This is a genomic window from Mesorhizobium sp. B2-3-14 (assembly GCF_006442175.1).
Classification (GTDB): Bacteria; Pseudomonadota; Alphaproteobacteria; order Rhizobiales; family Rhizobiaceae; genus Mesorhizobium; species Mesorhizobium australicum.
The window spans coordinates 72997-98442 of sequence record NZ_VFVP01000002.1; the positions used below are offsets into that span (position 1 = coordinate 72997).

At 62.8% G+C, this 25446-nt stretch carries 27 protein-coding genes; 19 read left to right on the forward strand and 8 right to left on the reverse strand.

Annotated elements, in window-relative coordinates; all coding sequences use genetic code 11:
- Positions 1–9: 9 nt before the first annotated feature.
- Positions 10–405: a DoxX family protein gene (locus FJ950_RS04970; RefSeq protein ID WP_140615534.1), complete on the reverse strand. Its 396-nt coding sequence runs from the start codon at positions 403–405 to the stop codon at positions 10–12.
- A 207-nt stretch (positions 406–612) separates the two neighbouring features.
- On the opposite strand from FJ950_RS04970, the gene FJ950_RS04975 reads away from it, so the two are divergent.
- Positions 613–1101, forward strand: coding sequence for a hypothetical protein (locus FJ950_RS04975; RefSeq protein ID WP_140615536.1), 489 nt, complete (start codon positions 613–615; stop codon positions 1099–1101).
- Positions 1102–1143: 42 nt separating this feature from the next.
- Here the strand turns inward: FJ950_RS04975 and FJ950_RS04980 are convergent, their stop codons facing one another.
- Positions 1144–1920, reverse strand: a complete 777-nt coding sequence (locus FJ950_RS04980; protein WP_140615538.1) for a VOC family protein — start codon at positions 1918–1920, stop codon at positions 1144–1146.
- Positions 1921–2098: 178 nt separating this feature from the next.
- On the opposite strand from FJ950_RS04980, the gene FJ950_RS04985 reads away from it, so the two are divergent.
- The 7 genes from FJ950_RS04985 (at position 2099) to FJ950_RS05015 (ending at position 8040) form a co-directional block, all read left to right on the forward strand.
- Positions 2099–2824, forward strand: a complete 726-nt coding sequence (locus tag FJ950_RS04985) for a gamma-glutamylcyclotransferase (RefSeq protein ID WP_140615540.1) — start codon at positions 2099–2101, stop codon at positions 2822–2824.
- A gap of 121 nt (positions 2825–2945) precedes the next feature.
- On the forward strand, positions 2946–4301 hold the full coding sequence (locus tag FJ950_RS04990) for an NAD(P)-dependent oxidoreductase (protein WP_015317145.1): 1356 nt from the start codon (positions 2946–2948) through the stop codon (positions 4299–4301).
- 5 nt (positions 4302–4306) lie between these two features.
- A complete protein-coding gene (locus tag FJ950_RS04995) occupies positions 4307–5149 on the forward strand; it encodes a methyltransferase domain-containing protein (protein ID WP_140615542.1) in 843 nt (280 codons plus the stop codon).
- Between the two features lie 12 nt (positions 5150–5161).
- Positions 5162–6475: an NAD-dependent dihydropyrimidine dehydrogenase subunit PreA gene (gene preA / locus FJ950_RS05000; protein ID WP_140615544.1), complete on the forward strand. Its 1314-nt coding sequence runs from the start codon at positions 5162–5164 to the stop codon at positions 6473–6475.
- Positions 6476–6581: 106 nt separating this feature from the next.
- A complete protein-coding gene (locus tag FJ950_RS05005) occupies positions 6582–7100 on the forward strand; it encodes an Rrf2 family transcriptional regulator (RefSeq protein ID WP_140615546.1) in 519 nt (172 codons plus the stop codon).
- A gap of 33 nt (positions 7101–7133) precedes the next feature.
- Positions 7134–7592: a carboxymuconolactone decarboxylase family protein gene (locus tag FJ950_RS05010; protein WP_140615548.1), complete on the forward strand. Its 459-nt coding sequence runs from the start codon at positions 7134–7136 to the stop codon at positions 7590–7592.
- A 70-nt stretch (positions 7593–7662) separates the two neighbouring features.
- A complete protein-coding gene (locus FJ950_RS05015; RefSeq protein WP_140615550.1) occupies positions 7663–8040 on the forward strand; it encodes a DoxX family protein in 378 nt (125 codons plus the stop codon).
- A 12-nt stretch (positions 8041–8052) separates the two neighbouring features.
- On the opposite strand, the gene FJ950_RS05020 is transcribed toward FJ950_RS05015, so the two are convergent.
- Positions 8053–8775 carry an SDR family oxidoreductase gene (locus tag FJ950_RS05020; RefSeq protein WP_140615552.1) on the reverse strand — a complete coding sequence of 241 codons (723 nt, stop codon included), beginning with the start codon at positions 8773–8775 and terminating at the stop codon, positions 8053–8055.
- Positions 8772–9611 (reverse strand): SDR family NAD(P)-dependent oxidoreductase, encoded by an 840-nt coding sequence (locus tag FJ950_RS05025; RefSeq protein ID WP_140615554.1) that lies wholly within the window; start codon positions 9609–9611, stop codon positions 8772–8774. The genes FJ950_RS05020 and FJ950_RS05025 overlap by 4 nt, the downstream gene beginning before the upstream one ends.
- Before the next feature lie 103 nt (positions 9612–9714).
- Here FJ950_RS05025 and FJ950_RS05030 point away from each other — a divergent pair, with 103 nt between their 5' ends.
- Positions 9715–10596: a helix-turn-helix transcriptional regulator gene (locus tag FJ950_RS05030; RefSeq protein WP_140615556.1), complete on the forward strand. Its 882-nt coding sequence runs from the start codon at positions 9715–9717 to the stop codon at positions 10594–10596.
- Between the two features lie 250 nt (positions 10597–10846).
- On the opposite strand, the gene FJ950_RS05035 is transcribed toward FJ950_RS05030, so the two are convergent.
- Positions 10847–11482, reverse strand: a complete 636-nt coding sequence (locus FJ950_RS05035; RefSeq protein WP_140615558.1) for a TetR family transcriptional regulator C-terminal domain-containing protein — start codon at positions 11480–11482, stop codon at positions 10847–10849.
- A 242-nt stretch (positions 11483–11724) separates the two neighbouring features.
- Between FJ950_RS05035 and FJ950_RS05040 the strand changes: the two genes are divergently transcribed.
- The 5 genes from FJ950_RS05040 (at position 11725) to FJ950_RS05060 (ending at position 16949) form a co-directional block, all read left to right on the forward strand.
- Complete coding sequence (locus FJ950_RS05040; protein ID WP_140615560.1) at positions 11725–13053, forward strand: aspartate aminotransferase family protein; 1329 nt, start codon at positions 11725–11727, stop codon at positions 13051–13053.
- Between the two features lie 68 nt (positions 13054–13121).
- Positions 13122–14372 carry a Zn-dependent hydrolase gene (locus FJ950_RS05045; protein ID WP_140615562.1) on the forward strand — a complete coding sequence of 417 codons (1251 nt, stop codon included), beginning with the start codon at positions 13122–13124 and terminating at the stop codon, positions 14370–14372.
- 205 nt (positions 14373–14577) lie between these two features.
- Positions 14578–15048, forward strand: coding sequence for a hypothetical protein (locus FJ950_RS05050; RefSeq protein WP_140615564.1), 471 nt, complete (start codon positions 14578–14580; stop codon positions 15046–15048).
- Positions 15049–15118: 70 nt separating this feature from the next.
- Positions 15119–16570, forward strand: a complete 1452-nt coding sequence (gene hydA / locus FJ950_RS05055) for a dihydropyrimidinase (protein ID WP_140615566.1) — start codon at positions 15119–15121, stop codon at positions 16568–16570.
- Complete coding sequence (locus tag FJ950_RS05060) at positions 16563–16949, forward strand: hypothetical protein (protein ID WP_015317159.1); 387 nt, start codon at positions 16563–16565, stop codon at positions 16947–16949. Before hydA ends, FJ950_RS05060 begins: the two co-directional genes overlap by 8 nt.
- Before the next feature lie 242 nt (positions 16950–17191).
- Here FJ950_RS05060 and FJ950_RS05065 read toward each other — a convergent pair whose 3' ends face one another.
- Positions 17192–17596, reverse strand: coding sequence for a cupin domain-containing protein (locus FJ950_RS05065; RefSeq protein WP_015317160.1), 405 nt, complete (start codon positions 17594–17596; stop codon positions 17192–17194).
- A gap of 130 nt (positions 17597–17726) precedes the next feature.
- Here FJ950_RS05065 and FJ950_RS05070 point away from each other — a divergent pair, with 130 nt between their 5' ends.
- From FJ950_RS05070 to FJ950_RS05090, 5 genes are all read left to right on the forward strand, one after another.
- Positions 17727–18518, forward strand: coding sequence for an ABC transporter ATP-binding protein (locus FJ950_RS05070; RefSeq protein WP_015317161.1), 792 nt, complete (start codon positions 17727–17729; stop codon positions 18516–18518).
- 320 nt (positions 18519–18838) lie between these two features.
- A complete protein-coding gene (locus tag FJ950_RS05075; RefSeq protein WP_140615568.1) occupies positions 18839–19717 on the forward strand; it encodes an ABC transporter permease in 879 nt (292 codons plus the stop codon).
- A complete protein-coding gene (locus tag FJ950_RS05080) occupies positions 19714–20868 on the forward strand; it encodes an ABC transporter permease (protein ID WP_140615570.1) in 1155 nt (384 codons plus the stop codon). The genes FJ950_RS05075 and FJ950_RS05080 overlap by 4 nt, the downstream gene beginning before the upstream one ends.
- Positions 20869–20906: 38 nt before the next feature.
- Entirely contained in the window at positions 20907–21878 is a 972-nt protein-coding gene (locus FJ950_RS05085) for an ABC transporter substrate-binding protein (protein WP_015317165.1), read from the forward strand.
- A 189-nt stretch (positions 21879–22067) separates the two neighbouring features.
- Entirely contained in the window at positions 22068–22511 is a 444-nt protein-coding gene (locus tag FJ950_RS05090) for a CHRD domain-containing protein (protein WP_015317166.1), read from the forward strand.
- A gap of 64 nt (positions 22512–22575) precedes the next feature.
- On the opposite strand, the gene FJ950_RS05095 is transcribed toward FJ950_RS05090, so the two are convergent.
- Together FJ950_RS05095 and FJ950_RS05100 are read right to left on the reverse strand one after the other, a co-directional pair.
- Positions 22576–24225 carry a thiamine pyrophosphate-binding protein gene (locus FJ950_RS05095; RefSeq protein WP_140615572.1) on the reverse strand — a complete coding sequence of 550 codons (1650 nt, stop codon included), beginning with the start codon at positions 24223–24225 and terminating at the stop codon, positions 22576–22578.
- Positions 24222–25397: a CaiB/BaiF CoA-transferase family protein gene (locus FJ950_RS05100; RefSeq protein ID WP_140615574.1), complete on the reverse strand. Its 1176-nt coding sequence runs from the start codon at positions 25395–25397 to the stop codon at positions 24222–24224. Before FJ950_RS05100 ends, FJ950_RS05095 begins: the two co-directional genes overlap by 4 nt.
- Positions 25398–25446: the final 49 nt, after the last annotated feature.

The window sequence follows — 25446 nt, forward strand, 5'->3', positions numbered from 1 at the left end:
GCATGGGGTTCACGCGCTACGGCGGTTGTCCAGCGCGAAGGCGCCGGCGCCGGCAAAGACCAGATAGAGGAAGATGAAGCAGAACGAGATCGCCGAATCGCCGCTGTTGTTGACGGGGAAGAAGTCGCGCGGCATGTGAGCCATGAAATAGGCGATCGCCATTTCGCCGGCCAGAAGGAATGCGACCGGGCGGGTGAAAAGGCCCAGCGCCAGCAGAATGCCACCGACGAATTCGAGGATGCCGGCTGCTAGCGGCAGTCCGCTCAACGCACTGGCTACGTGGTCGCTGGCGGGGAAATTGAACAGTTTCTGCGTGCCGTGCTCGATGAACTGCAGCGCGGTCATGATGCGCAGAACGCCAAGCGCCTGCGGCTGGTATCTGGCAAGGCCATCGAAAAGCTTCATCCAAAACTCCGTTTGGCTTCTCGGACCGGCCATAGGTTATTGCCCGGCAGTGGACCATTCACTTCCCATGGCCTGCCATCAACAATTGGTGATTGGAAATGTTCCCCGCCTTTCATATTGTTCTCGTAAAGGTTGCATTTTTGTGTGTTTGGTTGTATTGGTTGTAGGCGTCGATTTGGATGCTCTTCACATGTGGGTCCCCTTGTCATGAAAAAAGTCGCCATCAGCCTGTTCGCAATCCTTGTGAGTACCAGTTTAGCCATGGCCGAGGACGCCGGCTGCGAGGCCTTCAGATGGCCGGTGACGCGCGAACAGGCGCTGTTTGCAACGGCACCCTCAACGCCGTCCGGAGCGACACTGGCAGTAGGGGCGGCCGCGGATCTGGCGCTGGTGCCGGCCGAGAAGGCCGGCTTTGCGGTGCCGCCCGAACGCGCACCTGCGGAAGGCACATTCGGCGCTGTCGCCAGTGTGGCGGTGCCGCCGGAGGGGACCATCCAGATCAGCCTGTCGGGCGAGGCCTGGGTCGATGTTATCCAGGACGGCAAAGCCGTGAAATCGTCCGGCTATAGCGGCGTCAAGACGTGTCCCGGCATCCGCAAAAGCGTGCGCTTCAAGCTCGCGGCCGGCCAAGCCACCGTCCAGTTCAGCGGTGCCAAGAAAGAGACCCTCAAGGTCGCGGTGCTGGCACCGGAATAAGCCGACGCCAGCAAGCGTGATATCAGCGGTTGACGCGGGCGCTTATCGCACCGGCGCCATCAAAGCGAAGTGCGCGCCTTGCGGATCCTGGCATTGCACGACCCAGCTGCCTCCGGGGACCTCCATCGGTCCCATCAGGATCTTGCCGCCATTGTCGGTGACGCGTTTTGCGGCCGCGTCGATGCCGGTGACGTTAAAATAGAACTGCCAGACCGGCACCGGAATCTGCTCGGGCTTGTTCATGATGCCACCGCCGGATTCGGGGCCGGCGGTAAAGGTCTGGTAAGTGCCCATCGGCCCCATGTCGAATTCGCCGGCATTGGCCCAGCCGAACTGGCTGGAATAGAAGTCAAACGCGGCCTTCCAGTCGCTCGTATAAAGCTCATGCCAGCCGATATGGCCCGGCGTGCTGGCCGGCACGACGGGCTGGTCGGGGCCGTTCGGCTGCAGGAGCATGAAGGTCGCGCCTTGCGGATCGGCCACGACGGCAAAGCGGCCGACGCCTGGAATGTCGTCGGGCTGGCGGTGAACGGCGCCCCCCGCCTTTTCCAGCGACGCTGTTGCCGCGTCGACATCCCTGGCGTGGATGTAGCCCAGCCAGGCGGGCTGCATGCCCATCTTGGCGGCATCCTGAGGCATCGTCATCAGGCCGCCGACGCCACGCTCGCCGGCATTCATGACGACATAGCGCGGCATGCCTGGGGCCTTATCGAAGGGCTCGGCCTTCCAGCCCACCACGGCGGGGTAGAAAGCCTCGGCGGCGTCGAGGTCTGACGTCATCAGTTCGTACCAGAAGAAGGGCATCGGGGATTGTGGCATGGTCGGTCTCCTCACCTTTGTGCGCCGATCGTCGTTCGATCCATCCTAGGACGATCTTGACGACGGAAATCCGACATCTGGGCTGGAAATCGGGAACGGCAAGGCGCACCCTCTTGGCAATCTTGCGTGTCTTGCGATTTTCGCCTTTGCTTGGCCTCGAGGAGGAGGTCGTCGTTCCATGCGGCAGATGTCACTTACAGCCGAGCTTGTCGCACTGTGCCATCGCGACGAGGCCGATCCCGGGCCCAGCGGCGGCTGGACGCAACTGAGCGACGAGGATTTCCGGGTCCTTTCCGCGCGGCTCGCCGATGAAGCAGATGCGGGGCCGCTATGGGTGTTCGCCTATGGCTCGCTGATCTGGAAGCCGGCTTTCGAGTCCGTCGAACGCCAGCGTGCCACCGCCCATGGCTGGCACCGCTCGTTCTGCATCGACATGGTTCGCTGGCGCGGCAGCGTCGCGCAGCCTGGACTGATGATGGCGCTCGAACGCGGCGGGCGGTGCGATGGTGTGATCTACCGTTTGCCGGAAGGGGAGAAGGCTGCTCAGATCGAAAGGCTGTTGCGGCGCGAGATCGACGATCATGAGAGCGTCGCTTCGGTCAGGTGGGTCCCGGTGCGTACGGCGCAAGGGCATCTGCGGGCGCTGGGTTTCTGGGTCGGGGTGACGGGCAGGGGCACTTCGCTCGGGCAGCCGCTGGAGACAGTGGCACGGGTGCTGGCGCGCGCCTGCGGCCATGTCGGCTCCGGGGCGGAATATCTTTACAACACGGTCAGCCACCTCGAGGAATTCGGCATTCGCGACCGCAATCTTTGGACGTTGCAGCAATTGGTCGCCGACGAGATCAGGTCTATCCACGGCAACGGCAGGGGTGGCGGCCTTATCCCAGTGTCACCGTCATCATAACATGAATACAATTATCATATTTTCTTCCAGTCTTTTCAACGGTTTGTGCCAAAAATTGACCAATTGATAAAAAAATAAAACGTGCTAGCCTTCCCCAAAACGAAAACATGGGGAACTGAGAATGCCAGAAGGCCAGTTCAAAGAGGGTATTGTCGGCGGCCGACTTCTGCCCGACCAATACGCGGATAATTTTTCCGACCTGCATCCCCCGCTCGATCATCACGAGGCGCTGGTCGAATCCGATCGCTGCTATTTCTGCTACGACGCGCCGTGCATGAACGCATGCCCGACCTCGATCGACATTCCGCTGTTCATCCGCCAGATCTCGACCGGTAACCCGATCGGCTCGGCCAAGACCATCTTCGACCAGAACATTTTGGGCGGCATGTGCGCCCGCGTCTGCCCCACCGAGACGCTGTGCGAGGAGGTTTGCGTGCGCGAGGTTGCGGAAGGCAAGCCGGTCCAGATCGGTCGCCTGCAGCGCTACGCCACCGATGTCGCGATGAGCGAGAGCAGGCAATTTTATCCGCGCGCCGAGCCGACAGGAAAGACCGTAGCCGTCGTCGGCGCCGGCCCGGCCGGTCTTGCCGCGGCGCACCGGCTCGCCCGCCATGGCCATGACGTGACCATCCTGGAGGCGCGCCCGAAGGCGGGCGGCCTCAACGAATATGGCATCGCCGCCTACAAGAGCGTCGACAACTTTGCCCAGGCCGAGGTCGACTATGTCACCGCGATCGGCGGCATCGACATCCAGAACGGCAAGGCGCTCGGCCGCGATTACCAGCTCTCCGACCTGATCCGCAATTACGATGCGGTGTTCCTCGGCATGGGGCTTGGCGGTGTCAACGCGCTGCGCGCCGATGGCGAGGATGCCGCCGGCGTCACCAATGCGGTCGAATTCATTGCCGAACTGCGCCAGGCCAGCGACCTCTCCGGATTGCCGGTCGGCCGCCGCGTCGTCGTCATCGGCGGCGGCATGACGGCGATCGACGCCGCTGTGCAGTCGAAGCTGCTTGGCGCCGAGGAGGTGACGATCTGCTACCGGCGCGGCCAGGAGCATATGAACGCCTCCGAATTCGAACAGGACCTGGCCGCCGCCAATGGCGTCACCATCCGTCACTGGCTGCAGCCAAAGCGGGTGATTGCCGAAGGCGGCAAGGTCAGTGCCATCGAACTCGAATACACGGCACTCGACGGCGACCGGCTTGCCGGCACCGGCGAGACGCTGACGCTGGTTGCCGACCAGGTGTTCAAGGCCATCGGCCAGAGTTTCGTGCCGGCTGCACTCAACGGCAGCGGGGCGTCGATCGATCTCGAAGCCGGCCGTATCAAGGTCGACGCGGAAGGGCGCACATCGCTGGCCAAGGTCTGGGCCGGCGGCGACTGCATTTTTGGTGGCGACGACCTGACCGTTTCGGCCGTGGCGCAAGGCCGCGACGCGGCGGAAAGCATCCACAGGAGCCTGACCCAGGGATAAGGATCATGGCCACGGTGGAACTGGGCATTGCCCGTCACTATGAGATTTCAGGCCTGGAGGAGCGGATTCTGGCCGCGCTTGCCGATACCGGCGTGGAAATTGCCCATCTGAGCGCCGACGATCTCGCAGTGGTCGACGAATTCCACATTGGCGGCGTGGCCGCCACCAGGGAACTCATCGATCAGATGGGGCTGAAGCCTGGAGCCCGGCTTCTCGACATTGGTTCGGGCATCGGCGGCCCGGCCCGTTTTGCCGCGAACAATGCCGGCGCCGATGTCACCGGCATCGACCTGACCCAAAGCTATGTCGATATCGCGACCAGCCTGTCGAAGCGGGTGGGAATGGCCGGCAAGACGCGCTTCGTGCAAGGCAGCGCGCTGGACATGCCGTTCGCCAAGGCCAGCTTCGATGCGGCAATGATCCTGCATGTCGGCATGAACCTTCCCGACAAGGCCAAGCTGATGAGCGAGGCCGCCCGCGTGCTGAAGCCCGGCGGTGTCTTTGCCGTCTATGACGTGATGCGGCTCAAGGATGGAGCACTGACCTATCCGCTGCCATGGGCCTCCGACGCGACCATGTCGTTCGTCGCCACGCCTGCTGATTATCGAGCCGCCGCCACCGTCTGCGGCTTTTCAGTAATCGCCGAGCGCCCGCGCGGCGCTTTCGCCATCGAATTCTTCGCCACCATGCGTGCCCGCATGGCCGCCGCGCAGGCCGAGGGCAAAAAGCCGCCGCCCGGCGTCGGCCTGATCATGGGCGAGGATGCCCGCACCAAGATCGCTAATCTCACCGCCGCGCTTGAAGGCGGCAGTCTTGCACCCGTGGAAATGCTCCTTCGTCTCCGTTGAAAGGGACCTGTCATGGCTGACATCAGAAACAATTTCGTCGGCATCAAATCGCCCAATCCGTTCTGGCTGGCCTCGGCACCGCCGACCGACAAGGCCTACAACGTCATCCGCGCTTTCAAGGCAGGTTGGGGCGGTGTGGTCTGGAAGACATTGGGCGAAGAGGGGCCGCCGGTGGTCAACGTCAACGGCCCGCGCTATGGTGCGATCTGGGGTGCCGACCGGCGCCTGCTCGGCCTCAACAACATCGAACTGATCACCGACCGCGATTTGCAGACCAATCTGCGCGAGATGAAGCAGGTCAAGATGGATTGGCCCGACCGTGCGCTGATCGCCTCGATCATGGTGCCCTGCGTCGAGGAGAGCTGGAAATCGATCCTGCCGCTGGTCGAGGAGACCGGCGCCGACGGCATCGAGCTCAATTTCGGTTGTCCGCACGGCATGTCGGAACGCGGCATGGGCGCGGCCGTCGGCCAGGTGCCGGAATATATCGAAATGGTGGTGCGCTGGTGCAAGCAATATACGCGCATGCCCGTCATCACCAAGCTGACGCCCAACATCGCCGATATCCGCAAGCCGGCGCGGGCAGCGCATGCCGGCGGCACCGACGCGGTATCGCTGATCAACACCATCAATTCGATCACCGGCGTCGACCTCGACAGTTTCGCGCCGATGCCGACCATCGATGGCAAGGGTTCGCATGGCGGCTATTGCGGCCCGGCGGTGAAGCCGATCGCCATGAACATGGTGGCCGAGATCGCCCGCGACCCCGAAACCCGCGGCCTGCCGATCTCCGGCATTGGCGGCATCACCACGTGGCGGGACGCCGCCGAATTCATGGCGCTGGGCGCCGGCAATGTGCAGGTCTGCACGGCGGCGATGACCTACGGCTTCAAGATCGTGCAGGAGATGATCGCCGGCCTCGAAAACTGGATGGACGAGAAGGGCCACCGCTCGCTCGACGACATTATCGGCCGCGCCACGCCCAACGTCACCGACTGGCAGTATCTCAACCTCAACTATGTCGCCAAGGCGCATATCGACCAGGATGCCTGCATCAAATGCGGCCGCTGCCACATCGCCTGCGAGGACACCTCGCACCAGGCGATCACCAGCATGGTCAACGGCGTCAGGCATTTCGAGGTGATCGAGGCCGAATGCGTCGGCTGCAATCTGTGCGTCAATGTCTGCCCGGTGGACAATTGCATCACCATGGAGCCGCTTGCGGCCGGCGCGTTGGACCAGCGCACCGGCAGACCTGTGTCGCCGGTCTATGCCAACTGGACCACGCACCCGAACAACCCGATGGCCAAGGTGGCGGCGGAGTAGGGGTAACCTTTCAAAAGCGGCTTCTCCGGGCGTCGCCTTTTCATTTTCTTATTGCAGATAAATTTTATCCAGGATATGATGTATCTACGAATTGGAGACTAGCATTATGAAGCTGGGCGAGGGCGTTGAGGCGGCCATCCACTGCGCGGCGACACTGGCGAGCGTCGACGGCAACAGTACCATGCCGGGCGCGGCGCTGGCGGAATCCTTCGGCCTGTCGCCGAGCTATTTGCTGAAGCACCTCAACATGCTGACGGCGTCCGGCATTCTGGAATCGGTGCCGGGTCCCGCCGGCGGCTACCGGCTGGCGCGGGCTGCCGAACGCATCACGCTGCTCGACATCGTGCTGGCCATCGAAGGGCGCGAGCCGGCTTTTCGCTGCGGCGAGATCCGCCGCAACGGTCCGGTCAAGATCGATGCCTCCGCCTATGTGAAACCTTGCGGCATCAATGCCGCGATGCTCAAGGCGGAGTGCGCCTACCGGGCAGCGCTCGCCGAGGTGAAGTTGTCCGATATCGTGGCGGATTACGCCGCGGAAGGCGATCCCAGATCGTTTGCCGCGAGCTGCGCCTTTGTCGAGCGCCATCAACGGCGGCAGAAACCCAGTTCAACCAACCAAGCCTAAATTAACCTCCCCAAGGATGCGAAAGGAAAGACGATGAAACAGAGGCTGCAGTTCTTCGCCAAGGCGCCCGAGATCATGAAGGCTGTGTCGGCACTCAACAAGGCGGTCGACGAATGTGGACTGGAGGTGAGCCTGCTGCACCTGATCAAGCTCAGGGCCTCGCAGATCAATGGCTGTTCCTTCTGCGTGGAGATGCACAGCCGCGAAGCCAGGCGCGACGGCGAGACCGAGCAGCGGCTCTATCTCGTCGCCGCCTGGAAGGAATCGCCGCTGTTCTCCGAGCGCGAACGCGCCGGACTGGCCTGGACCGAGGCGGTGACGCTGATCGCCAACGATGGCGTGCCGGACGAACTCTATGCGCGCACGCTGGAGCATTTCTCGGAAGAGGAACTGGTCAAGCTCTCCGTCGCGATCGGCATGATCAACACATGGAACCGACTTTGCATTCCGTTCCACGCCATCCATCCGATGCCGGCCGCCAAGGCGGCCTGACAGTCCGGACATCTGTTGGGGGCGCCGCCGGGGAAAGGCGGCGCCCCTACTGTTTCAAAGGGGGAGTTCAATGCCTGTCGATTTGCCTTCGACCTTGCTGTTTCTCGGTCGCCTGCTGCTCGGCGGTGCCTTTGTCTTCGCCGGCTTGCGCAACATCCAAAACGCGGATTTCCTGACCAGGTTGGTGGCCGCGCGTGGCGTGCCCCAGGCCGGGCTGGCGTTGTGGGCGGGCATTGTCCTGCAGATCATCGCGGGAGTGCTGGTGATGGTCGGCCTCTGGACCGCGATTGCCTGCGTGGTGCTGGTGCTGTTCCTGATCGTGGCGACGCCGATGTTCCACAATTTCTGGGATCATCAGGGTCCGGAGCGTGCATCCCGCATCAATGGCTTCGTCGGCAATGTCGCACTGAGCGGAGGGTTTTTGTCGCTGATCGCGCAATCGCTTTAACTCTCCAAGGTTTTACGCCGCGAACCGCAGGCCGCCGTCGCAGGTCAGTACCTGGCCGGTCATGAAGCCGTTGGAGACGAGGAAGGCTATCGCCGAGGCGACGTCCTCGGCACGGCCGATGCGCCCTACCGGGGTCTTGCCGGCATAGTCGGCAAACACGGCTTGTCGCTGCTCGCCCGGCAGAAAATCCCACCATGGCGTGTCGATGACACCCGGCGCCACGACGTTGACGCGCAGCGGCTTCAGCTCGATGGCCAGGATCGGCACCACGGTCAGGAGCATGCCATTGATGGCGCCGATGCCGGCGACGCCCGGCGTGGCGAGCTGGGCCGATACCGCCGAGATGAAGGTGACCGACCCCGATTTGTTCAGCGTCGGCAAGGCGGCCTGCAGGCAGGAGAGTTGAGGCCGCACTTTCTCGTCGACGCCTCCGGCGATATCGGTGAGATCGAGGGTCTGGAACGGGCCGAGGCCCTTGCCACCGCTCGCCGCCAGAACGAGATGGTCGAACGGGCCGACGCGCTCGAAGAATTGGCGGACTTCATCTGGTTTCGAAGCGTCGAAGGCCGCCTTGTCGGCCGCTCCGCCAAGGCTTTTCCAGGCGCCGACGAGCTTGTCCTGGTTGCGCCCGGTGATCGTGACCTTCATGCCCGGGCCGAGCAGTTTGCGCGCCGTCGCCAGGCCGATGCCGGATGAGCCGCCGATGATCACCGTGTGTTCGGTTCTGTTGGTCATGAATGCTGTTCCTTCGTTTCAGGGAAAGCCAGCCCGACGAGGTCGAGGCTCAGGCTTCGCAATTGTTGTCTTTCCTTGGCATCGTAGGCCTGGGCATCGGCGCGGGATTCGCGCAGGCCATCGAAATAGAGGCCACTGCGCCCTTCGAGCGCGGGCGAGGTGGCGAGATTCAGGATAGCCTCGGCGCCGGTCTCGACCGAACTCCATGGCGTGACGCCCGCCTGGCGGACCATGGTGGTGTTCATGTAGCTCGCCGGATGCAGCGCGTTGACGGTGACGCCGCTGCCTTTCAACTGTCCGGCCAGATCGACGGTGAACAGGATCTGCGCCAGCTTGCTCTGGCAATAGGCGCGCACGCCGCTGTAGCCGCGGGTCAGCATGACGTCGCCGAAATCGATCGCCTGCTGGCCGGCGGACGCGACATTGACGATGCGTGCCGGGGCGCTCGCCTTCAGCAGCGGCAGAAGCTCCGAGGTCAGCAGGAAGCCGGCGAGATAATTGACGGCAAAGCGCAACTCGTAGCCATCGGCGCTTGTCTGTCGTTTGTCGCCAGCGGTGCCGACGCCGGCGTTGTTGATGAGGATGTCGAGGCGGCTCGTGCTGGCGCGCACGGCTTCGGCGAGGCGTCGTACCTGCGCCAGCGAAGCGAGATCGGCCGCGAAAAACTCGGCCTTGCCGCCGGCGGCTTCGATGGCGGCGATAGTGGCGTCGCCGCGTGTGGCATCGCGGCCATGCACCAGCACCCGTGCGCCGGCGGTACCCAGCCTTTGCGCCACCACGCGGCCGACGCCGTCGGTCGAGCCGGTGATGAGGATGGTCTTGTCTTTCAATTCCATGTTCAGAGCCTCCTGTTGTTGCTCTGAACGCAAGATGGAGCGCTTCGCCTATGTCAAACAGTTCAAACTTTATCCTGGTATCAATACTGCTATAATAGCCGGTATGAACGCTCCCGTTGCCTCCACCCGATCAGCCGACGAGAGCCGCCGGCGCGAACTCGGCGCCTTCCTGCGGTCGCGCCGGGAAAGGCTGGCGCCATCGGCCACCGGCATCGCGACAGGTCCGCGACGGCGCACGCCGGGTCTGCGGCGGGAGGAAGTGGCGATGATCGCCGGTGTCGGCACCACCTGGTACACCTGGCTTGAGCAGGGCAGGGACGTGCGGCCCTCGGTGGAAGTGCTGGCGGCGCTCTGCGAGGCTTTGCGCCTCGACGCCGTCGAGAAGCGGCATCTGTTCATCCTGGCCGGCCGCCAGCAGCCGGAGCGTCGTGTGGCGGCACCTGAAAAGGTCGACGCTACGCTGTTGCACATGCTGCAAAGCCTGGTGCTGCAGCCCGCCTATGTCGTCGGCCGTCGTTGGGACGTTCTTGCCTGGAACGACGCGGCCGTGGCGGTGTTCGGCGACTATGGCTTGCTCGAGGGCGATAGCAGAAACATCGTCCACATGGTGTTCACCAACCCGCACCATCGCCGCCTGCTGGTCGACTGGGAAGAACTCGCCCGCGTGGTGCTTGCTTCGTTTCGTGCCGAAAGCGCCAAATATGTCGGCGATCTGGATTTCGAACGGCTGATCGCGCTGATGATGAGTTCAAGTCCCGAGTTCCGTGACTGGTGGCCCCGGCGCGACGTGGCGCGCAGGCTAACCGGCGTGAAGCATGTCCGGCATCCCATGGTGGGCTTGATGGCCTTCGAGCATATGAGCCTGTCGATCGACGACGGCTCGGACATGCGGCTGATCGTCTACACGCCGCTCGCCGAGCAGAACTCGATCTCCAAACTTCAAAGATTGCTGGAGGCGATGCCGGCCGAACGGCGCAGCGCGTGAAGTTATCTGCCGGCGCGCTCTCAACTTCGTCATCCACGGGCGGAGCGGAAGCGAAGCGGACGCGCAGACCCGAGGATCCATGCCGTTACCTTGACAGTATAGTGCAGCCGAGCAGAATTCTGGACCGTAGCGGCGCTCATGTGTCGCGGCATGGATTCTAGGGTCTGCGCCGCGTCGCTTCGCTCCTTGCTTCGCCCTAGAATGACGAAGCCAATGTGCGCTTCGGCCAATCTAGACATGATTTCGCCTGTTACCCTTTCGGCTTCAGCCCATCGAGGAACAATTGCTCCAGGAAGCGGGCAGCGTCCTCGAAGCGGCCGTCGCCGCCACGGTTTGGCCCCAGCACGGCGCGGACCTGGACATCGAAATCGGCGTAATGCTGCGTCGTCGCCCAGATCGAGAAGATCAGATGCCAGGGATCGGTCCGGGCGATCTTGCCGGCGCGCATCCAGCCCTTGATGACGGCGGCTTTCTCGTCGACCAGCGTCTTCAACTCGCCCGCCAGCAGCGGCATGATGCGCGGCGCGCCTTGCAGGATCTCGTTGGCGAACAGGCGGCTCTCGCGCGGAAAGTCGCGCGCCATTTCCAGCTTGCGCCTGATGTAACTCCTGAGTTCAGTCATCGGATCGCCGATGTCGTCGAGTTCCCGCAGCGGCGCCAGCCAGGTTTCGAGCAGCCGTTCCATCAATGTCTCGTGAATGTCTTCCTTGCGGCGGAAATAGTAGAGCAGGTTCGGCTTCGACATGCCGGCGGCTTCGGCGATCTGGTCGATGGTCGAACCGCGGAAGCCGTTGGTGGAAAACACTTCGAGCGCGGCCTCCAGGATCAGTTCGCGCTTTTCCTGCTGGATGCGGGTGCGGCGAGGGGCTTGCGTGCTCGCGGTCACCGTTGCGGACCCTCGTATTGCCAAATCTCGCATTCAAGGTCATCTGGACCAATTCTCTGGACCAGTTTTTCCCTAAGCTGTGGAACGCACTTCAGGAGCCGCATTTCCGCTAGTAATCCATTGACCGCCGACATGGCGGTGCTAAACGTTTGTCCAATCGGTCAAAATTTGCGTAGCATGAAAGCGCGGCAAAGACCAAGCGTTGGACGCAGCGAAACAGGTTACAAGGGGAAGTCTTGGTCATGTCCAACCGGCTGAAAGTCACGCCGAACGATCTCAGCGCATTCTGGATGCCGTTCACGGCAAACCGGCAGTTCAAGCAGGCGCCGCGCATGTTCGTGTCCGCCAAGGACATGCATTACACGACCAGCGATGGCCGCAAGGTATTGGACGGCACCGCCGGCCTGTGGTGCGTCAACGCCGGCCATTGCCGCCCCAAGATCACCGAGGCGATCCAGCACCAGGCCGCCGAACTCGACTATGCACCCGCCTTCCAGATGGGTCATCCGATCGTGTTCGAACTGGCGAACCGCCTGGTCGACCTCGCGCCCAAGGGCATGGACCATGTGTTCTTCACCAATTCCGGTTCGGAATCGGTCGAAACGGCGTTGAAGATGGCGATCGCCTATCATCGCGTGAAGGGCGAAGGGTCGCGCACCCGCCTCATCGGCCGCGAGCGCGGTTATCACGGCGTCAATTTCGGCGGCATCTCGGTCGGCGGCATCGTCACCAACCGCAAGATGTTCGGCACGTTGCTGGGCGGCGTCGACCACATGCCGCACACGCATCTGCCGGAGAAGAACGCCTTCTCCAAAGGCGTGCCGGAGTATGGCGCGGAGCTCGCCAACGAGCTTGAGCGTATCGTCGCCCTGCATGACGCCTCGACCATCGCCGCCGTCATCGTCGAGCCGGTCGCGGGTTCCACGGGCGTCATTCTGCCGCCGAAGGGCTATCTCGAGAAGCTGCGCGAAATCTGCACCAAGCACGGCATCCTGTTGATCTTCGACGAGGTCATCACCGGTTTCGGCCGTCTCGGTGCGCCGTTCGCGGCCGACTATTTCGGCGTCACGCCCGACATCATGACCACCGCCAAGGGCGTCTCCAACGGCGTCATCCCGATGGGCGCGGTGTTCGTGAAGAAGGAAATCCACGACGCCTTCATGACCGGCCCCGAGCACATGATCGAGTTCTTCCACGGCTACACCTATTCGGGCAACCCGATCGCCTGTGCGGCTGCACTCGGCACGCTCGACACCTACAAGGAAGAGGGCCTGCTGACGCGCGGCGACGAATTGGCGCCTTACTGGGAAGATGCACTGCATTCGCTGAAGGGCGAACCGCATGTCATCGACATCAGGAACATCGGCCTGATCGGTGCGATCGAACTGGCGCCGATCGCCGGCAGTCCGACAAAGCGGGCCTTCTCGGCCTTCGTCAAGGCGTTCGAGCGCGGCGCGCTGATCCGCACCACCGGCGACATCATCGCACTGTCGCCGCCGCTGATCATCACCAAGGGCCAGATCAACGAACTGATCGACCGTGTGCGTGAAGTGCTTAGGATGATCGATTGAAGAACTGGGCGCCGATATCCCTCTCCCTCGAGGGGGAGGGGGACGCCCCGCAATTGATGAGGTTTTGAATGGCCGCACCCGGTGAGAATTTGCGAATCAATTCAGACCGTTTGTGGGATTCGCTGATGGAGATGGCGAAGATCGGCCCCGGCATCGCCGGCGGCAATAATCGCCAGACCGTGACCGACGAGGATGGCGAGGGACGGCACCTGTTCAAGCGCTGGTGCGACGCGGCGGGGCTCGAAATGGGCGTCGACGAGATGGGCACCATGTTTGCCCGCCGCGAAGGCACCGACCCCAGCCTGCCTCCGGTCTATGTCGGCAGCCATCTCGATACGCAGCCGACCGGCGGCAAATATGACGGCGTTCTCGGCGTTCTGGGCGGCCTGGAGATTGTGCGCTCGCTCAATGATCTCGACATCAAGACCAAACATCCGATCGTCGTCACCAACTGGACCAACGAGGAGGGCGCGCGCTTCGCGCCGGCGATGATGGCCTCCGGTGTGTTCGCCGGCGTGCTCGACCAGGCCGATGTCTACGAGCACACGGACAAGAACGGCAAGAAATTCGGCGAGGAACTGGAGCGCATCGGCTGGAAGGGCGCCGAGAGGGTCGGTGATCGCAAGATCCACGCCTTCTTCGAACTGCATATCGAGCAGGGCCCGATCCTCGAGGACGAGGACATCGACATCGGTGTCGTCACCCATGGCCAGGGCCTGAAATGGCTGCAGGTGACGCTGACCGGCAAGGAGGCGCATACCGGCTCGACGCCGATGCCCAAGCGCCGCAATGCCGGGCTCGGCATGGCGCGGGTGATCGAATTGGTCCACGAGATCGCCATGGACTACCAGCCCGACGCCGTCGGCGCGGTCGGCCACATGGAGGTCTATCCCAACTCGCGCAACATCATCGCCGGGCGCACCGTCTTCACCATCGACATACGCTCGCCGGAAAAGGAAGTGCTCGACGCCATGGATGGCCGCATCCGCGAAGGCATCGACACGATCTGCGACGCGCTCGACATCCAGTACAAGATCGAGCAGGTCGGCGCTTTCGATCCGGTCACCTTCGACAAGGGCTGCGTCAAGGCGATCCGCGATGCGGCCGAGCGGCTTGGCTACACGCACCGCAACATCGTCTCGGGTGCAGGCCACGACGCCTGCTGGATCAACCGCGTCGCACCGACCGCCATGGTGATGTGCCCTTGCGTGGATGGGTTGAGCCACAATGAGGCGGAAGAGATCACCAAGGAATGGGCAGCGGCCGGCGCCGATGTGCTGTTCCATGCGGTGGTGGAAACGGCGGGGATCGTGGAGTGAGCCCTTGGGCATCCGGGACGATGATCGGCAGCGCAAGGCTTATGGAAAGGCTTGGGAGGCCGGGCTACGGTCCGCGATCAATGGAAAGGGATGGCGAAAGTATTGGAGTTCGATTTCGAGGCAGGATGGCCCTTGGTTCATCTGCGCGGAATGCGTTCTCCTCTGGCCGACGCGCAGGCTGCAATTTCTTTTGCAGGCCAAGCCAATGACGCTGGACCCGCTTCTATGGAATATTATCGGAGCTAAGGACAACGAGACAGAGCCGTTGTCGTTTAGGAAGTGGGGTACGTTTACTTGCGAAGCACCGACCCTCGCAGAGACAATCGTTGACTGCGGTGCTCCGGAGAAGATGGCCTCTGATTTTGTGCAGTTTGCAATATCCGAGGGGTTGTCAGCTATGCGAGATCTCTCTTCGAGACCTTTCTCAGACGTTCTGGCTGAAAAGATAGATCAGGACCCGTTTGGGATGCTTTCGACAACGAAGGTTCTGTCTTTGCTGGACGAAGGGAAATACGAAGACGCTGTATCGTTTTTGAATGGGAAATATGAGAAGGGCGTTTCGATCAATGTTGTCAGGCCTGATGCCGAAGGGCACGCCAGATCAACCAGTTTCTTCGAGTTGGCGCGGGACTACGCGCTGTCGGCAAAAGAATCGACGATGATCGGGACCGCCTGAATGACCGACTAGACCAATCACCTCGCAACGCAGCTCGCAAAGAAGCGCGAAAGAACAGGGGAACAGCAAAATGACCAAAGTCATCAAGAACGGCTCCATCGTCACCGCCGACCGAACCTGGAAGGCCGACGTGCTGATGCAGCACGGCAAGATCGTCGCCATCGGCTCGGACCTGCATGGCGACCATGAGTACGACGCCACCGGCTGCTATGTGATGCCGGGCGGCATCGACCCGCACACCCATCTCGAAATGCCGTTCATGGGCACCTATTCGGCCGATGATTTCGAATCCGGCACGCGTGCGGCCTTGGCCGGCGGCACCACCATGGTGGTCGACTTCTGCCTGCCGGCGCCGCAGCAATCGCTGCTCGAAGCCCTGCAGATGTGGGACAACAAGACCTCGAGGGCCTCCTGCGATTATTCGTTCCACATGGCGATCACCTGGTGGGGCAAGCAGGTGTTCGAAGAGATGGCCACCGTGGTCGACAAGGGCATCACCTCGTTCAAGCACTTCATGGCGTACAAGGGCGCGCTGATGGTCGACGACGACGAGATGTACGCGTCGTTCCAGCGCTGTGCCGACCTCGGCGCGCTGCCGCTGGTGCATGCCGAGAATGGCGACGTGGTCGCGGCCCTGTCGCAGAAGCTGCTTGCCGCCGGCAATAATGGCCCCGAGGGACATGCCTATTCGCGCCCGCCGGAAGTGGAAGGCGAGGCGACCAACCGCGCCATCATGATCGCCGACATGGCGGGCGTGCCGCTCTATGTCGTGCATGTCTCGTGCGAACAGAGCCACGAGGCGATCCGCCGGGCACGCCAGAAAGGCATGCGGGTGTTCGGCGAGCCGCTGATCCAGCACCTGACGCTGGACGAGAGCGAGTACTTCGACAAGGACTGGGACCATGCGGCGCGCCGCGTGATGAGCCCACCCTTCCGCAACAAACTGCACCAGGATTCGCTATGGGCCGGCCTGCAGGCCGGTTCGCTGCAAGTGGTGGCGACCGACCATTGCGCCTTCACCACCGACCAGAAGCGCTTCGGCGTCGGCAATTTCACCAAGATCCCCAACGGCACGGGTGGCCTTGAGGACCGGTTGCCGGTGCTGTGGACCAGGGGCGTCAATACCGGCCGGCTGACGATGAACGAGTTTGTCGCCGTGACCTCGACCAACATCGCCAAGATCCTCAACATGTATCCGAAGAAGGGCGCGATCGTCGAAGGCGCGGATGCCGACATCATCGTCTGGGACCCCCAGCGCAAGAAGAAGATTTCCGCCAAGAAGCAGCAATCCGTCATCGACTACAACGTCTTCGAAGGGGTCGAAGTGACCGGCCTGCCGCGCTTCGTGTTCTCGCGCGGCGAGCTGTCGGTCGAGGAGGCCGAGGTCAAGGCGAAGCCTGGCCATGGTGAGTTCGTCGGCCGCGAACCGAACGCGGCCGTCAATCGGGCGCTGTCGACCTGGAAGGAGATCACCGCGCCACGCAAGGTCGAGCGGACGGGCATTCCGGCGACGGGTGTTTGAGGTGAGGTGCGCGGGGCTCTATCTCACCGCCGTTGTTGTTCTGGCAGCCGGCTCCGCCTCGGCGGCTGGCATCGACCTGTCCAAGCCCTATGGCAATAAGTCCGGCTGCATCAACAAGAACGGCCAGAAGGTCTATGCCGAAGACATGCTGCTGCTGACCGACACCGATTTTATCACCGCGACCAGTGCCTGCGCCTTCACCGGCAAACACGGTGAGGCCGATGGTTCGCTGACGGTCAAGGCAGAGTGCGAAGCCGAAGGCGAGGAGGGAAAGTCGCCGGCCACCTTCACGATCAAGCACAGCGCCAAGAATGCCAAGAAATTGGTGATCGCCGACGAGGACGGCAGCGTATACGGGGAAGTGTCTCGGTGCAGATGATTGCCGAGGTCGGCGCCGCCCCTCATCTGCCTGCCGGCATCTTCTTCCCGTATAGTGATGGGGAGAAGATGGCTGAGCGCAACCTCGGCGCTCTTTTTGCCAACGCTGGCGATTGGCGGAATCCTTCGCGACGGCGTCCTTCTCCCCGTCTCTCTACGGGGAGAAGATGCCGGGAGGCAGATGAGGGGCAGCGCGGACCTGGAGCTATTGAGCCTCGGCCGGCGAACCCGCCAATACCACCCTCAGGCGACGAGCGCGTCCAGTTCCGGCAGCAGGACGACGCTTTCCTGTTCGTTGGGATCGGTGCGGGCGATGACGGCCGAGGACGGCGCATTGCTCAGATTGGCCGGCAAATGCGGCACGCCTGCGGGAATGTAGAAGAGGTCGCCGGCCTTGACGACGATGTGATGCTCCAGCCGGTCGCCATACCAGGTATGGACCTCGCCGGAGAGCACGTAGATCGCCGTTTCATGGTTCTCGTGCAGATGCGCCTTGGCGCGGGCACCGGGCGGCATGGTGAGCACGTGCATGCAGATGCCGGAGGAGCCGACCGACTCGGTGGCGATGCCGGCGAAGTAGGTCAGGCCCTGCTTGCCTTCATAAGTGCTTTCAGGGCGGATAAGATGACAAGTCGGTTTAGGCGACATCGGGGAAACTCCGGGCGTCGACCGAGCGGGACAAACTCAGCAGGACTGGGGCCAATGGGACGGGTCGAGTGGAAAACAACATCACGATAAAAGCAATCGGTTTCGTGCGGCGGAAGGCAGGCAGCAACCGATGACGGGACCTTCGCCAGCCGTCGTTTCGGCAAGCAAACTGGGCCTCACCTTCCAGACCAATGACGGGCCGGTACAGGCGCTGTCCAATGTCGACCTGACCATCGGCAAGGGTGAGTTCGTCTCCTTCATCGGGCCTTCGGGTTGCGGCAAGACTACTTTGCTGCGCGTCATCGCCGATCTGGAAAAGCCCACTTCGGGGACGATCTCGGTCAATGGCATGACGCCGGAACAGGCGCGCGAGAGACGTGCCTACGGCTATGTCTTCCAGGCCGCCGCCCTGTTTCCCTGGCGCACCATCGAGCGCAATGTCGGGCTGCCGCTGGAAATCATGGGCCTGTCCAAGACCGAGCAGGCGGAGCGGATCAAGCGCACGCTCGACCTCGTCAACCTCAGTGGCTTCGAGAAGAAATACCCCTGGCAGCTTTCCGGCGGCATGCAGCAGCGCGCCTCGATCGCGCGTGCGCTGGCCTTCGATGCCGACCTGTTGCTGATGGACGAGCCGTTCGGCGCGCTGGATGAGATCGTGCGCGATCACCTCAACGAGCAATTGCTGCAACTATGGGGACGGACGAACAAGACCATCTGCTTCGTCACCCACTCCATTCCGGAAGCCGTCTACCTGTCGACGCGCATCGTCGTCATGTCGCCGCGCCCGGGCCGGGTCAGCGACATCATCGAATCGACGCTGCCGAAAGAGCGGCCGCTCGACATCCGCGAGACGCCGGAGTTTCTGGCGATCGCCGCGCGGGTGCGCGATGGGTTGAGGGCAGGGCATAGTTATGATGATTGAGGGGAGCGACAAGCGCGCGGTCCATCGCGACTTCGTCATCCTAGGGCGGAGCAAGGAGCGAAGCGACGCGGCGCAGACCCTAGGATCCATGCCGTTACCTCAACGTTCCGCAGCGGTGCAGACCGATGCACCTTACGCCGTGCGTTCGAAGGCGAACACTCTCGACCGCTTATACCCCTCGGCCAACGTCACGGAATGGATCCTAGGGTCTGCGCGACGCTTCGCGTTGCTCCGCCCTAGGATGACGAAGGCGAAGGTGGTCGGCCTTCGCTTCGCTCCGGCTACCCTCTCCTCGTGGGGGAGAGGAGGAGACTTCGCCCATGGATAGCTTCCGCTCCAAGATCATCCCCGTAACCTCCATCCTTCTGGGCGTGGTCGTGCTCTGGTACGTCTTCGCCGTTATCCTCAACGCGCCGTTCCAGCGCGATCTCGACCGGCGTGCCAACGAAACCTCCACGTTCGGCGAACTCATCGGCAAGACGCTGTCGCAGCCCAAGCCAACGCTGCCGGCGCCGCATCAGGTGGCGGTGAATTTCTTCGAGAACACTTTTCTGCGGCCCATCACCTCGAACCGCAGCCTCGTCTACAACGCCTGGGTTACGCTGTCCTCGACGCTGCTCGGCTTCGCCTTCGGCACAGCACTCGGCATCGTCATCGCCGTCGGCATCGTCCATGTCGCGACGCTCGACCGCAGCCTGATGCCATGGATCATCGCCTCGCAGACGATTCCGATCCTGGCGGTGGCGCCGATGATCATCGTGGTGCTGGCGGCGATCGGCATTACCGGACTGATCCCGAAGGCGATGATTTCGACCTATCTGTCGTTCTTCCCGGTGACGGTCGGCATGGTGAAGGGCCTGCGCTCGCCCGAGATCATGCATCTTGACCTGATGCACACCTACAATGCCAGCCGCGCGCAGACCTTCTGGAAACTGCGTGTGCCGGCCTCGGTGCCGTTCCTGTTCACCTCGATGAAGGTCGCGGTGGCGGCAAGCCTAGTAGGCGCCATCGTGGGCGAACTGCCGACAGGCGCGGTCGCCGGCATCGGCGCCAAGCTGTTGGCGGGCGCCTATTACAGCCAGTCGATCGACATCTGGTCAGCACTGGTCGCCGGCTCCATCGTGGCGGCGCTGCTGGTGATGGTGGTTGGCATCGCCGGCCGCGTCGTTGACCGCGCCATGGGTGGGAGGCCAGCATGAACTGGCTGAAACCTTCCTGGCAGGCCGTGCTGGCGATCGTGCTGTGCCTGATCGCGATTGCGCTCGGCGCCATGTCGAAGCCGGAAGCGGCAGCGCTTGCCGATCCGACGGCCAGTATCGACTACCCCTATCTCGGAATGAAGGGCTTGGTGCTTGGCGTGGCCGTGCTGGCGGCGCTGATCTCCATGGTCAGGATTACGCCCCTAGTGGAGGCCGTGGTGCTCTTCATAGGCGCCCATCTCGTCGCCTGGCTGCTGATTTCGGGCATTGCAGGTTTCGAAGGGACGGCGCTGGCGCCGTATTTTCTTCTGCTCGCGGCTGCCTGGCTGCTTGGCTGGCGTTGTGTAGCGGTGCTTTCGGGATTGCGGCCGAAGGCAGGATGGGTCCGGACCGCACTGCGTCTGGTCATCCCCGCTATCTTCGGCGCCTGGATCCTGATCATCTGGGAAGCCGTCACACGCGGCGCCGGCATCCCTTTCATCCTGCTGCCGCCGCCGAGCGCCATCGGCGCGCGCATCGTCAGCTCGCTGCCGGTGCTCGGCGCCGATGTCCGGCAAACCATCTTCAAGGCGGTGCTCTTCGGTTATGTGGTGGGCAGCGGCGCTGGCTTCATCACCGCTGTTCTCGCCGACCGCGTACCGTATCTGCGGCGTGGACTTCTGCCGATCGGCAATATGGTCTCGGCGCTGCCGATCATCGGCGTGGCGCCGATCATGGTCATGTGGTTCGGCTTCGACTGGCAATCCAAGGCGGCGGTGGTCATCATCATGACCTTCTTCCCGATGCTGGTGAATACGGTCGCCGGGCTCGCCGCGTCCGGCCATATGGAGCGCGACCTGATGCGCACCTATGCGTCGGGCTACTGGCCGACCCTCGTCAAGCTCAGGCTGCCGGCCGCCGCTCCCTTCATCTTCAACGCGCTGAAGATCAATTCGACGCTGGCGCTGATTGGCGCCATCGTCGCCGAGTTCTTCGGCACGCCCGTCGTCGGCATGGGCTTCCGCATTTCGACCGAGGTCGGGCGGATGAACATCGACATGGTCTGGGCCGAAATCGCAGTTGCAGCACTTGCGGGTTCGGTCTTTTATGGCGTGGTCGCCCTTGTCGAAAGGGCCGTCACGTTTTGGCATCCCTCTGTCCGTGGTGGATAGGGGCGGTGGGTTTGGGCACTAACTTCAGAGGGTAAAAAATGAAAAGACTTATTATTCCAGTTCTGGCCGGCGCGATGTCGCTGGCCGCGTTCCAGGCGATGGCCGCCGACAAGGTGACCTTGCAGCTGAAATGGGTCACGCAGGCGCAGTTTGCCGGCTACTATGTCGCCAAGGCCAAGGGTTTCTATGAGGCTGAAGGCCTCGACGTCGACATCAAGCCAGGCGGCCCCGACATCGCCCCCGAGCAAGTGATCGCGGGCGGCGGTGCCGACGTCATCGTCGACTGGATGGGCGGCGCGCTCGCCGCGCGCGAGAAGGGCGTGCCGCTGGTCAACATCGCCCAGCCGTTCAAGAAGGCCGGCATGGAGCTGGTCTGCCCGAAGGACGGCCCGATCAAGACCGAAGCCGACTTCAAGGGTCATACGCTCGGCGTCTGGTTCTTCGGCAACGAATATCCGTTCTACGCGTGGATGAACAAGCTTGGCCTCAAGACGGAGGGTGGCCCCGATGGCGTCACCGTGCTGAAGCAGAGCTTTGACGTGCAGCCGCTGATCCAGAAGCAGGCCGATTGCATCTCGGTCATGACCTACAATGAGTACTGGCAGCTGATCGACGCCGGCTATAAGCCCGAACAGCTGACCGTGTTCAACTACTCGGCCATGGGCAACGACCTGCTTGAGGACGGCCTCTATGCCTCGGAAGACAAGCTCAAGGATCCGGCCTTCGAGGACAAGATGGTGCGGTTCGTGCGCGCCTCGATGAAGGGCTGGAAATACGCGGTCGACAACAATGACGAAGCCGCAAGCATCGTCATGGACGGCGGCGGCCAGGACGAGAATCACCAGAAGCGGATGATGAGCGAAGTTGCCAAGCTGATCGACAATGCCGACGGCAAGCTCGACCCGGCGACCTACGAACGCACCGCCAAGGCGCTGCTCGACCAGAAGATCATCACCAAGGAGCCGAAAGGCGCCTATACCACCGCCATCACCGACAAGGCGGTCAAGTAGGCCTCGCAGGCGCGATCAACAGCGCCTGAGACCGGGTCTGACGATCAAAGGGGCGGGCGACCGCCCCTTTTCCATGCGCTCCAATCACAAAACCGTGTGCGGGGATACATTGCGCCGTCCAGCCGTTGCATTGAAGCATGCGCGCGTCGGGGAGCCGCGACGCACGCTTTTGTCAATCGGAGGTCCTTCATGCGCGCTCACTCCTTCCTGCCGGCGCTATCGGCGCTCGCCATTTCCACCGCTTTCCTGTTCGCATCACCGGCCATGGCCGAGATGGTAAAATACAAGGCGACCCTCGATGGCGGCCAGCAGAGCCCAGCCGTCACCACGAAGGGCAAGGGGACGGCCACTCTCACCTTCGATACCACCAAGAAGAAGCTCAGCTGGAACGTGAAGTATTCCGGCCTCAGCGGCCCGGCGACAGCGGCGCACATTCACGGCCCGGCGGCGGCGGGCGAGAATGCGCCTCCGGTGATCCCGTTCAAAGGCAAGCTCAAGAGCCCGATCAAGGGATCGGCGACGCTGACCGATGCGCAGGCCGCTGACCTCGAGGCCGGCAAGTATTACGTCAATGTGCACACGGCGGCCAACAAGGACGGCGAGATTCGCGGCCAGATCGAAAAGGCGATGTAGAGCCCGAAGCGCGGCTAACGCTTGAAGCCTGGCGGGACAGCGCCGCCCTCTGTTCTGCCGGCCCTTAAGCCCTGTCGCGTATCTGCGTCATCGTCCGGGTCGGGGTGATCGCTTCGGGATCGAGCCTGATCTCGACGATCGCCGGTTTGCCGCTGGTTCGCGCGCGCTCGAAGGCAGGCGCGAAATCAGCTGTCTTCTCCACCGTCTCGCCATGGCCGCCATAGGCGCGGGCAAGTGCTGCAAAATCAGGGTTCTTCAGATCGGTGCCGACGACGCGGCCGGGATATTCGCGTTCCTGGTGCATGCGGATGGTGCCGTAAATACCGTTATTGACGAGAATGACGACGATCGGCAGGTCGTACTGCACGGCGGTGGCGAATTCCTGGCCGTTCATCAGGAAGCAGCCGTCGCCGGCGAAGGCGACCACTGTGCGCTCCGGATAAAGCGCCTTGGCGGCGACCGCCGCCGGCGTGCCGTAGCCCATCGAGCCCGACGTCGGCGCTCCTTGCGTGGCGAAGCGGCGGAAGCGATGGAAGCGGTGTACCCAGGTTGCGTAATTTCCGGCGCCATTGGTGAGGATGGCATCGTCCGGCAGCACTTTTTCCAGGTAGTTCATGATAGGTCCCATCTGGACCGGGCCGGGACCGTTTTCAGGCGGAGTCGACCAGTCGAGATAGGCGGTATGCAGCTTGGCTGTTTCGGCCGCCCATGATGGCGTTCCGGCCGGCATGCGCTTGGTGAAAGCCTCGACGAAGGCCGCTGGCGAAGCATTGATCGCCAGGGTCGGACGGTAGACGCGGCCGAGTTCGCCGGCATCGGCATGGACATGCACCAGGGCCTGGTCGGGGTAGGGGCTCTTCAGCAGCGTGTAGTCGGAAGAGGGCATCTCGCCCATGCGCCCGCCGATCAAGAGAACGACGTCGGCCTGCTTGATAGCCGTCGCCAGCTTCGGATTGATGCCGATGCCGACATCGCCGGCATAGTTTGGATGAAGATGGTCGAACAGCATCTGGCGGCGGAAGGAACAGCCGACAGGAAGCGACCAGGCCTCGGCGATCTCATGCATCCGCGCCACCGCGTCCGCGTTCCAGCGCGTGCCGCCAAGAATGACGAAGGGACGCTTCGCGCCGGCAAGCAGCATTTCCAGTGCGTCGAGTTCGGCCTCGCCGGGATAGGTTTCGACCGGCGTGTGCGGAAGTGCTTCCGGCGCGTCGACGACGCTGGTCAGCATATCCTCAGGCAGCGATATGACGACCGGGCCGGGGCGGCCCGACGTCGCCACGGCAAAGGCGCGCGTGACGAATTCGGGGATGCGCGAGGCGTCGTCGATCTCGACCACCCATTTGGCGATGTCGCCGAAGAACCTGACATAGTCCACTTCCTGGAACGCCTCGCGCTCCTTGGCGTGGCTGGCGACCTGGCCGATGAACAGGATGAGGGGAACCGAATCCTGCATGGCGATGTGGATGCCGGCCGAAGCGTTGGTGGCGCCGGGTCCGCGGGTGACGAAGCAGATGCCGGGCTTGCCGGTCAGCCGGCCCTGGCAGTCGGCCATCATGGCAGCACCGCCTTCCTGGCGGCAGACGATGGTGCGGATCGAGGAATCATGCAGCGCGTCAAGCACCGCAAGGTAGGATTCGCCCGGCACGCAGAACATACGGTCGGTGCCATTGGCTTCGAGGGCGTCGACGATCAGTTGTCCACCGGTCTTCATTTCCCAGACTTCTCCAGTTCGGCAAGGATTTCGTCAGTGTGCTCGCCAAGGCGCGGCGAGGGGCGTTCATAAGTAAGCGGTGTGCCCGACATCACCATCGGCGCGCGCACCGATGGCAGGCGGTTGCCATGGCCGTCGTCGAGGTCGAGCCGCATGCCGCGGGCAATGGTCTGCGGGTCGTCGAACATCTGGCCGATCGTGTTGATCGGGCTTGCCGGCACGCTGGCGGCTTCGAGCTTCGCCAGCAGCGGATCGCGATCAAAAATCTTCAGCGCCTCGATGATGCGTGCGCGAAGTTCCACGCGATTGGCGACGCGGGCCGGATTGGTGGTGAAATCGGGATTGGCCGGCAAATCGCCCAGCCCGACCGCGGCGCAGAATTTGGCGAACTGGCCGTCATTGCCGACAGCCAGGATGATGTGGCCGTCCCTGACCGGAAGCACTTCGTAGGGGGCAATGTTCATATGGGCATTGCCCATCTGCACCGGCGACTTGCCGGAAACGAGATAATTGAGGTTCTGGTTGCCGAGCGCCGAGATCTGGGTGTCGAACAGCGCCATGTCGATGTGCTGGCCTTCGCCGGTCTGTTCGGCATGGCGAAGTGCTGCCTGGATGGCGATGACCGAATAGAGGCCGGTGAAGATATCCGAGATGGCGACGCCGGCTTTCTGCGGCTCGCGGCCGGGCTCGCCGGTAATCGACATCATGCCGGCCATGGCCTGGATAATGAAATCGTAGCCCGCGCGAGGCGCATAAGGCCCATCCTGACCGAAACCGGTGATCGAGCAGTAGACGAGGCGAGGGTTGATTTCCTTCAGGCTGCCATGGTCGAGCCCGTATTTCTTCAGGCCGCCGAGCTTGAAGTTCTCGATCAGCACATCCGCCGTCGCGACCAGCCGGCGCACCGTCTCGGCGCCTTTGGGCGTCGAGAAGTCGATGGCGATGGAGCGCTTGCCGCGATTGCAGGAATGGTAATAGGCGGCCGACAGGTTCTCGCCGTCGTGGCTCATGACGAAGGGCGGACCCCATTTGCGGGTGTCGTCGCCGCCGTCCGGGCTCTCGACCTTGATGACATCGGCGCCGAGATCGGCAAGCAACTGCCCGGCCCAGGGCCCGGCAAGAATGCGGGCGAGTTCGACGACGCGGACGCCTTTCAGCGGGGGTTCGGCCATAAATCACCGTGGTTGCTGCAATCATCCTGATCGCTGCGAAAGCAGAGCC